The organism is Lacticaseibacillus absianus (assembly GCF_013407595.1).
Classification (GTDB): domain Bacteria; phylum Bacillota; class Bacilli; order Lactobacillales; family Lactobacillaceae; genus Lacticaseibacillus; species Lacticaseibacillus absianus.
The window spans coordinates 78818-93528 of record NZ_JABEKX010000005.1 but is presented as its reverse complement, the minus strand read 5'-3'; the positions used below and the strand labels follow the sequence as shown (position 1 = coordinate 93528).

The following is a 14711-nucleotide window of genomic DNA, read 5'->3' as shown; positions in this document are numbered from 1 at the left end:
GCGAATTGACTTCGCAATGTTTAATTCTCTTCGATTCAAGATCGAAAAGCCCTATCACATAACGAAACTTTGTTCAGTTTTCAAAGGACTACCGTGTCAAACGACAACTTTTAAAGTATATCAGGTTGACATGTCGTTGTCAACGATAAGTTTTTGATCACTCATCGGCCGAACGTTATGTTTCGTTCGCGACAACTTTTATATCTTACCAAGCGCGGCGCTTCTTGTCAATCACTTTTTTGTGATCACATTTGGCGGCGCCGGTGTTATCCAAAAGACAACTTTGATATCATACCAAGTAGCGTTCCTAGCGTCAACTACTTTTCGTGAAAAAACTAATGATTGGAGTCGTAAATATGGATGATGCCAATAGCTGGAACGACTTTGCCGCCGCCTACGCCGAGATCCAGCAAGAATCACGGCTGCCGGTCGAGCGTGACGTGGTCGCGCAACTCGTCACCTGGTTACCCCTGGCGACACTGTCCGTCGCTGACGTTGCGGCGGGCAGTGGGCGCTACGCCTTGCCCCTTACCGCACACGCCCGGCGCGTCGAACTGATCGACTGGGCCCCGGCAATGCTGGCTGAGGCGAAGGCCTGGCTGACCGCTCACCGCGTCACGGATGCGACCTACACGACGGCCGATTGGCGCGCGTTGCCCGCATCCCCGCGCGCGGACCTCATCTTCATCAGCCAGCTCCCGAGCCTGACCCCGGCAGACTTACCGGCCGTCAGCCGCCTGGCGCGCCGCGCTGTCGCTCTGAATGTTCAGACGGTCCAGACGGATAGCCTTCTCACCCATCTCGCACAGGTGTTGCAAGTTCCGACCCCGATTGCTTATCAGGCCGACCCAGTGCGCGGTGCAGCACTACTCGACGCACTGCCGCCCACAGCGCTGCGCCAAACGTTGACCTATCAGCTGACAGACGCTGCCACGGTGACAGACCTGTTACCCGCCTTCGATCGGCCGTTTGCCCTCCACGAGGCACAAGCCTTAGCCCAAGCGGTCAGCGGTCGGCCCGATCCCAACGCACTGCTCCCCGTGACGATGACCTACACGTTCACCCTTGCGTGTTGGCCGGCATCAGCGTTCAACTGACGCTTCGACCAAGTCAACCGGCCGTGGACGAGCGCCGCACGGTGGATGCCCAACGAGTCCAGACCAGACCGCGCCAAAACCAAAGGCTGCGCTGGAAACAAGTCGCGCCCTGTAACCCCGACGTTCGGGTTTTACAGGGCGCGATCATGTCGCTGGGCTAAACCTGCTTGATGTCTCAGTCTGCTGGCGTCGCCGCTAGCTGGTCGCGGCGTCAAGTCCACCTGACGCGCTGGCCTTACGCCCGCAGGTTCTCGATGTTGATCCGCGTGTCGACCCACTGATCGTCGTAGAAGCCCGTCTCATGCGAGACGAGGACCACTGCACCGGGGAACTCCCGCAGCGCGGTCTGTAGCGCGTGTTTCGTGTCATCGTCCAAGTGGTTGGTCGGTTCATCCATGATCAGGAGGTTCGTCGACTGGAGCATCAGATCCGCCAGCTTCACCTTGCTCTGCTCACCCCCAGATAGTAGCTGCAGCGGCTTATCCATCTCCTCGCGCGTCAGCGCCGTGCGCGCGAGCACTTGCCGCAGCGGGCGCTGACTCAACGCCGGATACTTACCCATCAAGAACTGCAACGGCGTCTGCTTCGGGATCGCCCAGTCCAGCTCCTGTTCGAAGTACCCGAACACGACGTTGTCGGCGATCGCGACATCCCCCGCCAAGGCGGGTAGCTGGCCCAAGATGGTCTTCAATAGCGTCGACTTCCCGATCCCGTTGAACCCTTCCAGCGCGATCACTTCATCGCGGGCGATCGAAAAGTTGATCGGGGCGAGCAGCGGCTGCTCGTAGCCGACGACCAAGTCGTTGACGTCGACCAGGATCTGGCGTTGCACCGGTTGATAGGGGAACGCGAGGTGTGCCTTCGCGCGGTTACCTGGTGGGGTCAGGCGCTCGACATGGGCGAGCTGCTTCTCTCGACTGCGCGCCGCGGTTGAGCGCGACCCCGCCTTGAACTTGCGGATGAAGGCCTCCGTCTTTTGGATCTGCGCCTGTTGCTTCGTGTACGCCTTCATATAAGTCTCGTGGTCGGCCGCTTTTTGCCGCATCGCCTGCTTGAGGCTCCCCGTGTACTTCGTGATCTGCCCAAATTCGATATCCAGGATCGCGTTGGTCACATCCTGGAGAAAGTCGTAATCATGCGAGATCACGATGAACGCCCCCTCGAACGCCTGCAACCATTCGGTCAGCCAAGCGATGTGGCTGACGTCCAGGTAGTTGGTCGGTTCATCCAGCAGCAGCATATCTGGCGTCTCCAGCAGCAACTTCGCGAGGATGATCTTCGACCGCTGGCCACCGGACAGCGCATCGACCGGGTGATCGAGCCCGATGGCGTCCAGCCCCAGCCCGGTCGCGACCGTTGCGATGCGCGTGTCGACGTCGTAGAAGTCATTGGCCTCCAGCTCCTGTTGCAGGGTCCCTGCCTTGGTCAACAGTTCATCATCCAGCGTCGTCGCGTAGTCGGCATAGATCTGATTCATCTTCGCTTCCTTGGCGTACAGCGATGCAAAGGCGGTGTGCAAAAATTCGCCGACCGTCTGCCCTGGTTGCAGGTTCACGTATTGGTCGAGGTAGCCGACGTGTAGGTGTCGCTGCCACACGATCTTGCCGTCATCCGGCTCCAGCGCCCCAGTCAGGATCTTGATCAACGTGCTTTTGCCCACGCCGTTTTGACCGACGACCCCGAGGTGATCGGCCTGATTCACTTGAAAACTGGCATCCTGATACAACTGCTTGTCCAAGAAGCGCTGGGACAATCCCGTCACGGTCAACACGCTCATCTGCGCGGCCTTCTTTCGTTGGATTTTCTGAAAATCATTCAGCCCACCCTACCACATCCACAGGGCGCTTATCAAGTCACTGTCCACCGTCGCTCGCGCTGGCGCCCTTGGGCCGCGCGGGCCAAGCACATTCTTTGCCTTTTGGGCGACCAAAGGAAATAATGGCGGTAACACAAGAAAGGATGTGAGCACATGGCGATCACAGATTCACGGTTGACCCACGGGATCATCGGTGCTGCGATCGGTGACGCCCTGGGGTTGCCGGTCCTGGGCGCAACCGCCGCGGAGCTGACCGCGCATCCCGTCACCAGCATGCAGGGCTACGGCCGCTACCAGCTGCCAGCGGGCGTCTACTCAGACGCGACCGGCCTGACTCAAGCCAGCCTGGCAGCGCTGATCGCGGGCTTTTCGGGCGACGGCTTGATGGCCGCCTACCATCAGTGGGCGAGCCGCGCGGCCTTCGCCCCCGTGAACGGCCCGCTGACCACATGGCCGAGCATCACGGCCGCACTGGCCGGACGGACACCAACGGCTCCGGACGCCGATCCAGGGGGCCTGATCCGCAGCCTGCCGATGGGGTACTACCTCTACCAACACGCCGGCCCCGACCTGTTCGCAGCGCCGGATGCCTTGGCCCAGCTGAACGCCTTCATCGACTTGACGAATCCAGGACCAGCCAACCGCATCGCAGCGGCGATCTATGTCCAGATCACCCTGGCATTGCTGGCCGACGTGCCCCTTGAGCCCGCGATCCGCCAAGGGGTCGCTGCGACCCTGGCCCACTACGGCGAGACACCGGCCGCGCTCGACTTTCGCACCTTGACGCTTCTCGATGAGCCGACGGCCGCAACCATGGCCGCGGCAGTACCGACCCCACGCAACGTGCTAGGCGTGGCGCTGTACAGCCTGTTGCGCACCGACGATTACGAACCGGCAGTCCTGAAGGCGGTCAATTTCGGCGGCCAGACCACCACGACGGCCGCACTGACCGGGGGGCTGGCCGGGCTCCACTACGGCTACGCCCGGCTCCCACATAAGTGGTGCCTGCTGCTGACCAAATACGGCGAGATTGCCGCGCGCGTGCGCACTGCGGAACAGTCGGGAAATTTTCCGCGGTACGACTGACCTCGTTTTTGAGTGGGTCAGTGTGGTATGCTTAAAAAAACTGTGTTGTGAGGTGTGCTCATGAAAGAAGAAAAAGGCGGCTTCCTGCGCTGGCTGATCGAGCTGATCGTTTTGATCGCTGTGGTGGTGCTCGGGACGCAACTGCTGATCAAGTTCGTCATCAGTAAAGACATCGTGCAAGGCACCTCCATGCAGCCGACGCTGCAAGACGGCGACCGCTTGTACTCCCTACGCCATAAGAAGGTCAAGCGCAACGCCATCGTCGTAATCGAAGCCCCGGACGCGCCGGGTGAACTCTACATCAAACGCGTCATCGGCATGCCTGGCGATACAGTCCGCGTGCAAGACGAGAAGCTGTACGTCAACGGCAAGCAACAGACCCAGCCGTACCTGAACACCAAGTTCATGAAGCAAGAGATCGCGGCCTGGGCGAAGACCCAAGGGGTCGCCGCCGATTCCGTCCACTTCACGCAGGACTTCAACATCGCCACGCTGGCCGCCACCAAAAGCGCGACGGTCCCTGCCAACAGTTACTTCGTGATGGGGGACAACCGGTTGGTCTCGCACGACGGCCGCGCGTTCGGCTTCATCAAGCAAAGCAAGGTCCAGTCCGTCGTCGTCTGGCGTTACTGGCCGCTCAATAAGATGAAACTTTATTGATCCCTGAGGGGCCGCGGTGGCGGCCCCTTTTTTGGATCCCACTTCACCTCACAGCGTTCATCTGCCCGGTTTCACCTCGCCTCACGCCGCTGGGAGGGGTAAACTGTGACCCGTACCCATCTAATTTATGGAGGCATCATCATGGACGCTAATTGGCTTTGGCTTCTCGCCCTGGTCGCCGCGGCGGCTGGCATCGTGGGCTTCACCGCGATCCAGCAACGGACCCGACTGCGCAAGCGCCTGCTGGCGAGCTGGGGCCGCTTTCCCGAAGCGCGGCGCGCCGACAGCGAAGCAAGCCTGGCAGAGGCTTACGAGGCCTCACACCAGCTGCACACGACCGACAGCACCGTCGATGCGCTGACCTGGCACGACTTAGACCTGCAGGCGGTGTTCAAGCGCCTGAACCAGACCGAGTCAAGCGTCGGGGCCGAGGCGCTGTACGCCCAGCTGCACGACTTCGACTTCGGCCACCCCAACGTATCAGAGGCCCTCGTGACGTTCTTGACCACCAACGCCGAGGCCCGCATGCAGGTCCGTACGGCCTTCGCCCACTTGGGCAAAAGCGACCACAACCAGTCGCAACGCTACCTGCTCGACGCAACGCACCAGCAGCTCCCCCACGCGTGGCAGTACCGCGTGCTCGGCCTGCTGCCCCTAGTCGGTCTGCTTGTGATCCCGTTGGTCCCGCTCGTTGGACTACTGATCCTGCTCGGGAGCCTGATGTTCAACCTCGTCTACTACCAGCAACACCGCGAGCGGCTGGATGTTGAGCTCAACGCGATGCGCTACCTCGTGCAGACCATCGCGACGGCGAAACGACTGAGTCGCATCGCGACGCCGAGCCAGTCGGCTCTGCGCGAGGCCGTCGCCCCGCTAGCCGGGATCACGCGCCACGCCTTCGTCTTCCGCACCAAGACTGGCGCCGAAACAGAGATCATCGCCGACTACCTGGGGATCCTCTTCATGCTCCCGTTCATCGCCTACAACGCCGTGCTGCGGGCGCTTGGGGAACACCGCCAGGCCGCCTTAGCGCTGTGGTCGCAGCTCGGCGCGCTGGAGGTCGCGATCGCCGTAGCCAACTTCCGCACCGCCGCGCCGGTCACCTGTCAGCCGCAGTTCGCGACCGGCGGCGTGCAGGCCCGCGGCCTGGTCCACCCCCTGCTCAAGGCGCCTGTCGCCAACCCGCTGGACTGGACGCGATCGGCGCTGATCACCGGGAGCAACGCCTCCGGCAAGTCGACCTATGTCAAAAGCGTGGCGATTAACTGCCTGCTTGCCCAGACGCTCAATACCGCCACGGCCGACTCATTCACCCTGGCGCCAGGCCACGTCGTCACGGCCATGGCGATCCAAGACGACCTCGACGCCGGTGACAGCTACTTCATCGCCGAGATCAAGGCGATCCGGCGCGTGTTGCACCTTGCCGCCGGAGGCACGCGGGTCTATGGCTTCATCGATGAGATCCTCAAGGGGACCAACACCGTCGAGCGGATCGCCGCCAGCGCCAGCGTGGTCCACTGGCTGACTCAGACCAATGCGCTGGCAATGGTCGCGACCCACGACGGCGAGCTGACCCGCATCCTCGGTCCAGCGGCGACGAACTGGCACTTCCAAGAGACCGTCGACGCGCACGGTGTCACCTTCGACTACCAGTTGCACCAAGGTCCGGCCACCTCGCACAACGCGATCGCTTTGCTCGCCACGCTGGACTACCCAAAGGCGATCATCGCCCAGGCCCACAAGCTAGCCGCAGACTTCGAGCGCACCACGGTGTGGCCGCAGGTGTGAGCCTACTGGGTGGGCCCAGATCATGGCATGGACCACGCAGTGAACATCGCGCTAAATCAAAAAAAATCGCCTTGTTGCGTCGGCAGCAAGGCGATCTTTCTAGTTGTCTTGGTAATACAGCGTCCGCACGTTGTCATAGAAGCCTGCCCGCACGACCTGCAGGTACGGATCGATCAGCAGGTCGAACAGGTGGAAGGTCGCGTATTCGAGGATCGTCCAACCCAGCATCGACAGGTTCAAGACGAAGTAGTCGAACTTGTGCCCGCGCATGATGCGCCAGGAGTCCCCCATGGCCGTGAAGACACTGTACGGCGCCCCGTCTTGGCGCCCGTCGTAGTAGGTGTAGTAGGTCATCCCCAACCCGTAGGCCAGCAGGATCCCCGGCACGACCAGGGCGAAGAGGCCCAGGCCGACCAGCAGGTTGACCAGCAACCAGATGGCTAACATGCCGAAGAAGTAGCGGCTGGTGAAGGTGCGGAAGATCGCCTTGACGGGGTTGAAACCGGTGACCTGATCGCGGGCAATGTCCAGCGCGGTGAAGGCGATCCCCTGGGTGAACCAGAGTCCGATCAGTGCCTCCATCAGCTGACGATCGGCGGCCTGGTCCTTACCCGAGTAATAATCGATGAAGTTGTTCGGATTCGCCGCGATGTTCTCGACCCCAAAGCTGGTGATCGTCTCGAACATGATCCAGGCCCCGATCACGGCGAACACCACGCCGATCAACCACGGGACGAGGTTCGCCACGACCAGGTCGCGGTAGTTCCCGCCTGCGCGTAATTGTGCCTTCGCTCGTCGCTTCAGTTCGCGACGCGTCATCTGTTGTGCCATGTTGTCCTCCCTTTGTCTGTGTGTCAGCGCTCCACCTTGGCCGGCTCGTCAGCTAGGGCCTGACGGCGGTCGGTCGCGCGGATCAGCTGCTGGATCCGCCACAGCGCTGAGAGCTGTTGGGGCAACGCCCCCAGGATGCCCAGCGACTGGGTCGCCGAATCGGAGCGCACGACGTGGTGGTAGCCGGGTTCGCCGCGGAAATAAAACCGGTTGGTCGCCAGCGCGTATTCTGTTGTGAACAGCTCGTCTTCCATGATCGCCACGCCCTCGTCGAAGCGCAGGTGCTGCGCCTCGATCACGCTGCGGCGGTACAGCTTGTTCCATAGGTAGCCGCGGATCTGGCCGATCGGCGCCAGCATCCCGCGCAACAGCTGTTTGCGCGTCAGCGCACGGTCGCGCCGCAGCCGCGCCGGCAGCGGGCGCGGTTGCGGTGCATCAATATAGAAAGAACTGGTCACGAGGTCATACGGCCCACGCTCCAGCGCCGCAACGAACGTCGCGATCGTGTGGGGTTCCAGCCAGTCGTCCCCATCCATGAAGGCGACGTACTGACCGGAGGCAACGTCCAACCCGGCGTTGCGCGCCGCAGAGACCCCCCCGTTGGCCGGCAGAAACACCGGCACGACACGGGCGTCTTGATCGGCCAACGCCCGGATCGCCGCCGCGGAGTCGTCTGTCGACGCGTCGTCGATCAGGATGATCTCAAGTGCGGCATAGTCCTGCTTGATCAAGCTATCGAGGCTGCGCGCCAGGTACGGCGCAAGGTTATAGATCGGTACGATGACCGAGACTAAAGGGGTCAAAAGCCCACCACCATTTCGTTGTGTAAGGTATCCAGATTACTGTACCAGACAATGCCCCTGCTGCGGGCGACACCCGGCAAATTTAACTGACGATTAAGCATTCGCTGCCAGCAGCTCGGTTCGTGGGGCAAACCACGCGCGTTCCGCAGCCGTCAGCGGCCGCTCAGTGATCAGCGTATCGATCGCATCCAGCGCAAACCCCAGGTAAGGGGCTTGGATCTGAAACTTCTGCGTCTCCGACACGACCACCACCTGCCGCGCCGCTTGCGCCAGCGTTGCCTTGACCGACGCGTCATCGGCGTACGGGAAGAAGACCCCGTCTTGCGCGATCGCCGTCGCCCCGATGAAGGCAGCGTCAAAGGCGATGTGGCTCAATTCGTACAGGCTGTGCGGGGCAAAGAAGAAGCGTCCATGGTGGTTCAGCTTCCCACCGACGACACGCAGGGTCACGTCACTCTTAACCGACAGCGCGATCGCGTTGTCCAGCGAGTGCGTGTAGATCGTGACGTCGCCATCGATGCTCTGCGACAACTTCAAAAGCGTTGTCGAGTCGTCGACGAAATAGACACCGCCGGGCTTGATCAGTGACAGCGCACGCGACGCCATCGCCGTTTTTTCCGCCGAAAACAGCTTGAGCCGTTCCGAGTAGCTCGGGACCGTGTGGCCAAACGTCAGCGACACGATCCCCCCGCGGGTGCGCCGACCCGCGCCACTGTCGGCTAGCGCCACGATGTCGCGCCGGGCGGTATCGCGCGAGACGCCGACCGCCTGCATGATATCCTCGATGCTCAGCTCTTTGCGCTCCGTCAACAGGCGCTTGATCTCCTCGAAGCGCTTCTCCCGATACATCGTCACCTTGATCACCTCAAATTTTTTCAAAATGTTATGCCTATTATACCCGAAAATGATCGTGACCGACGGCTGGAACGTTCGCCCGGTCAAAAAGTCAGTGGGACATGTTCCCACTTTTCGGGGCCAAAACAGGCGAATTATGGGATTGGACCGGAACAAACTCCAAAAACGTGGGGAGCACGTCCCACTTCAGCCCAAAAGCGCGATGATTTCGGTTACAAAAAAATTTCCCCCGAGTTTTATTACGATGGTGTAACAATGTGTCAAAAAAACGAATTTTTGTAAAGCCACTGGCACTGTGATGACACACGGTCTAGATATACTGCAATCAGTCTTACAGGGGGAACCTGAACAAAAGCTTATTAGGAGTGACTTTTATCAAAATCACCAAACCGAACATGATCGCCTTAACGGTCATCGCACTTCTCGGGACGCTGTTCGCCATCTACGCCAGCACGCAGCCCGTCGAAGCGATCGAACAACCGACCGCGGCGCAATACCAAATCGATGAAACTGACACAACGCCTGCCGCTAAGGCCACCGCAAAGATGGTCGTGGCCAGCGCCAAATTCCAAGCCGGCCCACAGAAGTCCGAGATCACCCCGGGCCGCAACCTGATCGCCGAAGCCGAAGAACGTCGGCTGGCCGCTGAAGCAGCGGCCAAGGCGAAAGCCGCGGCCAAAGCGGCGGCCGCTAAAGTCGCAGCTGAAAAGGCCGCAGCGGCGAAAGCTGCTGCCGCAAAGACGCTCGCCGCCCAAAAAGCGACTGCGAGCCAGGCCACGACTACTCAGACCAGCTACAGCGCCACTTCCGGCCGTAATATGGGGACCTTCAAGGTCACCTTCTACGATCCGGCCGTCCTCGGCTCCAGCATGGGCTACGGTGGCATCGCCGCGAACCTGAGCGTCCTGCCGCGCGGGACCCGCGTGCGCATCCAGATGTCCAACGGTCAGACCCTGATCCGGACCGTCAACGATACCGGCGGCTTTGCCGCAGGTAACCCGCACCAGATCGACGTCGCGATGCCGAACAGCCAGATCCCGGCTGCCGGTGTCCTGAGCGCGACCGTCACGATCCTGTGATCACCGGACCACCGCCTTCGCGGTGGTTTTTTTGATGCAGCTGGGCAAGGGCTCACGTGGTCCTAGCCTAAAATGTGAATCAACTAATTAAAAAAGGGTTGACTTGCACCGGATTTTAATTTAAAGTCATCTCAACACTTAAAGAGACGAAGAGTAGCAGAGTAACACCATCAGTCATGTCAGTGAGCCGCGGGGAGTGTGAAGCGGTGATGGCGGCGGTGCGAAGGTAGGCTACGAGTTGTCGCGGCGACCACGGGAGCCGCGAATGGGATTGCGCCCATTACAGCAATGAAGTATCGCCGGGATCCGGACCCGGCCGTACTTTCCGAGGTCTGTTCGGTGACGGATAGACGAATTAAGGTGGTAACGCGCGATCAGCGCCCTTAGCAAATGACGAATTTGCTAAGGGCGTTTTTTTCGTCTCTTGCATCCTACACAATCTGGAGGTCAACACCATGACACACACGACATTATCTAAAAAACAGATCATCATGCTCGGCTCGATGCTGTTCGGCCTGTTCTTCGGCGCCGGCAACCTGATCTTCCCGATCCACCTCGGCCAGATCGCCGGGGGCAACTGGATCCCTGCCACGATCGGCTTCATCATCACCGCGATCATCCTGCCCCTGCTGGCGATCCTCGCGATCAGCATGACCGAAAGCGACAGCATGTATAACCTCGCGCGCCCGGTCGGCCATGCCTTCGCCGTGTTCTTCCTCGTGGCGACCCACGCGACGCTCGGGCTCTTGATCGCCTCGCCACGGACGGCGGCGACCAGCTTCGAGATCGGCATCCTGCCGTTCATTCCCAAAGGGTCTGAGCAGATCGCCTTGCTGATCTACTCCGCACTGTTCTTCTTGATCACTTACTTCATGTCCCGCAATCCGAACAAGATGCCAAGCTACGTCGGCAAGTTACTCAACCCGTTGCTCCTGATCCTACTCGCGGTAGTCTTCATCGCCGCCTTCCTGATCAACGGTGGCGGCAGCACGCTGCTGACGCAGACCCACGCGACCGCTGCGACCAGCAACCTGACGAACGGCTTCCTGCAGGGGTACAACACGATGGACGCGCTGGCCGGGCTAGGCTTCGGGGTCACCATCGTCGCAGCGCTGAAGGCCTTCGGAATCGGCAACGCAAAGGAACGCTCTAAGGATGTCGCCAAGGTTGGCGCGCTCTCCATGGGCTTGGAGGCGATCATCTACGCCTTGTTGATCGCGCTGGGCGTGATCTCCCTGAATTTCACCAAAGTCACGGCCAACGGCGGCACCGCTTTTTCCGCCATCATGACGCACTACACCGGCATGATCGGGACCGGCATCCTCGCGGCAATGGCGATCATCGCCTGCCTGACCACCTCGATCGGGCTGGTCACCTCATTCTCGCAGGACCTCGGCACCCGCTTTCCAAAGATCGGCTTCAAGCGCTTCTTGCTGGGCACATCGATCGGGTCGTTCTTGATCGCGAACTTCGGCCTCGATAACATCGTCGCCCTGTCCACGCCGATCCTGATGCTGCTGTACCCGCTGGCGATCGCCCTGATCATCCTCGGCATGCTGCACCCGCTTATCGGCAAGAACCGCCTGATCTACCAGTTCACCATCGGCTTCACCCTGATCCCGGCGGTCCTCGACGCGATCCACGCGCTGCCGAGCTTCATCGGCCAACTCGCACCGTTCGCGGCGATCAACCGCTTCGGGCTCAAGTACATCCCCCTGTTCGACCTCAGCATGGAGTTCCTGCCATTCATGCTCGCCGGCTTGATCCTGGGCACCTTGATCGCGAAATTCACACACCAGCCGGCGGCCGACACGGCCCTCGACGCCGACTAACGCCCCACACCGAGGTCGGGGCCCGCCATGCGGTGGGCCCCGACCTTTTTGGTCCCCACCCGACCACTGTGTTAAACTATGAAGCAACGATGAGAAAATGGAGATGAGCGACTTGCAACAATTACCTAAACGCCAAGCGGTCCCTGAAGCCCTGACTTGGGACCTGACCAAGATCTTTGCCACCGATGCCGACTGGGAGGCCGCCTACGCCGCCGTCGAAGCGCAAGCCCAAGCGACCGCCGGCCTTCAAGGCACGCTGGGCGCCAGCGCGGACGCCTTGGCGGCTGGGCTCGAGGCCGTCTTTGCGACCTTCCGTGCCTTCGAGAACGTCTATGTGTACGCGTCAATGAAGAGCGACCAGGACACGGCCGATGCCCACTACCAGGGCTACAAGGCGAAGGCCGGCGCGCTGGGGGCCAAAGTCTCGGCGCAGACCGCCTTCCTGGAGCCGGAGATCCTTGCGATCCCTGCAGACACACTGAGCGACTGGCAGGCCAATGCCGCCGTACTCACCCCTTACGCCCACAACTTAGCGAAGATCGTGAAGACCCGCGCGCATGTGTTGTCCGCCAGCGAAGAGTCGTTGCTGTCGGCTGCCGGCGACGCGCTGGGTTCATCGCGTGCGACCTTCAACGTGCTGAATAACGCCGACCTGAAGTTCGGGACCGTTAAGGACGCCAAGGGCAACGAGCGCCAGCTTTCCAACGGTGTCTACGGTCAGCTGCTGCGCTCGACCAACCGCGATGTGCGCGAGCAGGCCTTCAAGGCCCTCTACGCCGCCTATGGCAATTACAAAGGCACCTTCGCCTCGACGTTGGCGGGTGAGACCAAGCGCCACAACTTCCTGGCCAGCGCCCATCACTACCCGTCTGCGCGTGCCGCGGCGATGGCGCACAACGACATCCCAGAGCCCGTATTCGACACTCTGCTGGCCCAGGTCAACGCCCACCTCCCGCTGCTGCACCGCTACGTTGCGTTGCGCAAGCGCCTGCTCGCCTTGCCGGAGCTGCATATGTACGACCTGTACACGCCGTTGACCGGCGAGCCTCCATTGAGCTACACCTTCGACGAAGCCAAGGCCGAGGCCAAAAAAGCCCTCGCCCCGCTGGGTGAAGACTACCTCGACCACGTCGATGAGATCTTCGACAACCGGTACATCGACGTGGTCGAGAACCAAGGCAAGCGCTCAGGGGCCTACTCTGGCGGCGCCTACGACACCCCGCCGTACGAACTGCTGAACTGGCAAGACGGCCTCGATGCGCTGTTCACCCTGGTCCATGAGACCGGTCACAGCGTCCACTCGTGGTACACCCGCCACAATCAGCCGTATCAAACTGGCGATTACCCGATCTTCGTGGCCGAGATCGCATCGACGTCCAACGAGAATCTGCTGACAGACTATTTTCTGAAGACTCAAAGCGATCCGAAAGTCCGCGCCTACATCCTGAACCACTATCTCGATGGCTTCAAGGGCACCGTGTTCCGCCAGACCCAGTTCGCCGAATTCGAACACTGGATCCACGAGCAAGACGCCGCAGGCAATCCGCTGACCGCTGCGGCCATGTCCCAGTTCTACGGCGACCTGAACGCGCGCTACTACGGGCCAGACGTCGCGCGTGACCCAGAGATCGCGCTAGAGTGGGCCCGCATCCCGCATTTCTACATGAACTACTACGTCTACCAGTACTCGACCGGCTTCGCCGCGGCGGCGACCTTGGCCAGCCGCATCAGCGCTGGGGTCCCAGGCGCCGTCGACAAGTACCTCGGCTACCTGAAGTCTGGTAGTTCGCAGTACCCGATCGACACGATGAAGGCCGCCGGCGTCGACATGACCCAGCCAGATTACCTTGAAGACGCCTTCGCGGTCTTCGAACAGCGCCTCGATGAGCTGGAGGCCCTGATCGCCGAAACACGCTGAGTGTACCGGCAACCGCTTAGGGCACAAGCACGCTGAAAGGAGCGAGCGCAATGCAGATCGGTTTCATCGGGACCGGGGTCATGGGCACCGGCATCATCCGCAACCTGCTCAAGGCCGGCTATCCCGTCGTGGTCTTCAACCGCACCCAGGCCCACGCCGAAGCGGCCTTGACCGCCGGCGCGACATGGGCGACCAGCCCGCGTGCCGTGGCCGAGGTCAGCGACCTTGTCTTCACGATGGTCGGCTTCCCGCAAGACGTCGAACACGTCTACTTCGATGCCGACGGCTTGTTCGTCGGCGCCCGCGCCGGTCAATTGCTGATCGATATGACCACCAGTACCCCGCGGCTCGCCCAGACGATCGCCCGGACCGCGGCGAGCCGCGGCATTACCGCACTGGACGCGCCAGTATCCGGCGGAGACATTGGCGCCCGGTCCGGAACGTTAACGGTCATGCTCGGCGGAGAGCCCGGAGCGATCGCACGCCTCGCGCCGTTACTGACCGTGATCGCCCAGTCATGGCACCGCTTCGGCGGCCCGGGGGCGGGCCAGCACGCCAAGCTCGCCAACCAGATCATGATCGCCGGCACCATGACCGGTCTGACGGAGATGCTGGTGTACGCCAAGGCGGCCGGCCTGGACCCATCAGCCGTCCTGACCACCGTCGGCAGCGGGGCTGGGGCCAACTGGAGCATGACCAACTACGGCCCACGCATCTTGGCCGGCGACTACACACCGGGATTTTTCGCCAAGCACTTCCTCAAGGACCTGCGCATCGCACTGGATGAGGCGACCGCAATGGGCCTGACCCTGCCGGCGACTGCTCAAGCTGAGGCCCTTTACCAGGCGATGGTCGACGCCGGGCGCGGCGCGCTCGGCACGCAAGGGCTGATCCTCAACTACGAATGACCGCACAATAAAGGACCGTGACGTTTGTCACGGTCCTT

At 61.3% G+C, this 14711-nt stretch carries 11 protein-coding genes and 1 pseudogene; 8 read left to right on the top strand and 4 right to left on the bottom strand.

Features of this window, described 5'->3' with window-relative positions; all coding sequences use genetic code 11:
• The first annotated feature begins 356 nt into the window (after positions 1–356).
• Entirely contained in the window at positions 357–1097 is a 741-nt protein-coding gene (locus tag HII33_RS12845; protein WP_179396217.1) for a class I SAM-dependent methyltransferase, read from the top strand.
• A gap of 235 nt (positions 1098–1332) precedes the next feature.
• Here HII33_RS12845 and HII33_RS12840 read toward each other — a convergent pair whose 3' ends face one another.
• Positions 1333–2874, bottom strand: a complete 1542-nt coding sequence (locus HII33_RS12840) for an ABC-F family ATP-binding cassette domain-containing protein (RefSeq protein WP_179396216.1) — start codon at positions 2872–2874, stop codon at positions 1333–1335.
• 192 nt (positions 2875–3066) lie between these two features.
• Between HII33_RS12840 and HII33_RS12835 the strand changes: the two genes are divergently transcribed.
• The 3 genes from HII33_RS12835 to HII33_RS12825 all read left to right on the top strand — a co-directional run bounded on the left by HII33_RS12835 (position 3067) and on the right by HII33_RS12825 (position 6447).
• Entirely contained in the window at positions 3067–3999 is a 933-nt protein-coding gene (locus HII33_RS12835) for an ADP-ribosylglycohydrolase family protein (RefSeq protein WP_179396215.1), read from the top strand.
• A 60-nt stretch (positions 4000–4059) separates the two neighbouring features.
• Positions 4060–4659 carry a signal peptidase I gene (gene lepB / locus HII33_RS12830; RefSeq protein ID WP_179396214.1) on the top strand — a complete coding sequence of 200 codons (600 nt, stop codon included), beginning with the start codon at positions 4060–4062 and terminating at the stop codon, positions 4657–4659.
• A gap of 141 nt (positions 4660–4800) precedes the next feature.
• On the top strand, positions 4801–6447 hold the full coding sequence (locus tag HII33_RS12825) for a MutS-related protein (RefSeq protein WP_179396213.1): 1647 nt from the start codon (positions 4801–4803) through the stop codon (positions 6445–6447).
• A gap of 99 nt (positions 6448–6546) precedes the next feature.
• On the opposite strand, the gene HII33_RS12820 is transcribed toward HII33_RS12825, so the two are convergent.
• The 3 genes from HII33_RS12820 to HII33_RS12810 all read right to left on the bottom strand — a co-directional run bounded on the left by HII33_RS12820 (position 6547) and on the right by HII33_RS12810 (position 8936).
• Entirely contained in the window at positions 6547–7278 is a 732-nt protein-coding gene (locus HII33_RS12820; RefSeq protein ID WP_179396212.1) for a DUF975 family protein, read from the bottom strand.
• A 23-nt stretch (positions 7279–7301) separates the two neighbouring features.
• The gene (locus HII33_RS12815) at positions 7302–8081 is read right to left on the bottom strand and encodes a glycosyltransferase family 2 protein (protein WP_179396211.1); all 780 of its coding nucleotides are present in this window, start codon (positions 8079–8081) and stop codon (positions 7302–7304) included.
• Positions 8082–8174: 93 nt separating this feature from the next.
• Positions 8175–8936, bottom strand: coding sequence for a DeoR family transcriptional regulator (locus tag HII33_RS12810; RefSeq protein WP_179396221.1), 762 nt, complete (start codon positions 8934–8936; stop codon positions 8175–8177).
• A gap of 767 nt (positions 8937–9703) precedes the next feature.
• Between HII33_RS12810 and HII33_RS13975 the strand changes: the two are divergent.
• The 4 genes and pseudogenes from HII33_RS13975 to HII33_RS12790 form a co-directional block, all read left to right on the top strand.
• Positions 9704–10015: pseudogene (locus HII33_RS13975) on the top strand (hydrolase); the annotation flags it as partial.
• Positions 10016–10470: 455 nt separating this feature from the next.
• Positions 10471–11847 (top strand): branched-chain amino acid transport system II carrier protein, encoded by a 1377-nt coding sequence (gene brnQ, locus HII33_RS12800; RefSeq protein WP_179396210.1) that lies wholly within the window; start codon positions 10471–10473, stop codon positions 11845–11847.
• A 112-nt stretch (positions 11848–11959) separates the two neighbouring features.
• A complete protein-coding gene (pepF, locus tag HII33_RS12795) occupies positions 11960–13765 on the top strand; it encodes an oligoendopeptidase F (RefSeq protein ID WP_179396209.1) in 1806 nt (601 codons plus the stop codon).
• Positions 13766–13815: 50 nt separating this feature from the next.
• Positions 13816–14673, top strand: coding sequence for an NAD(P)-dependent oxidoreductase (locus HII33_RS12790; RefSeq protein WP_179396208.1), 858 nt, complete (start codon positions 13816–13818; stop codon positions 14671–14673).
• Positions 14674–14711 lie beyond the last annotated feature (38 nt).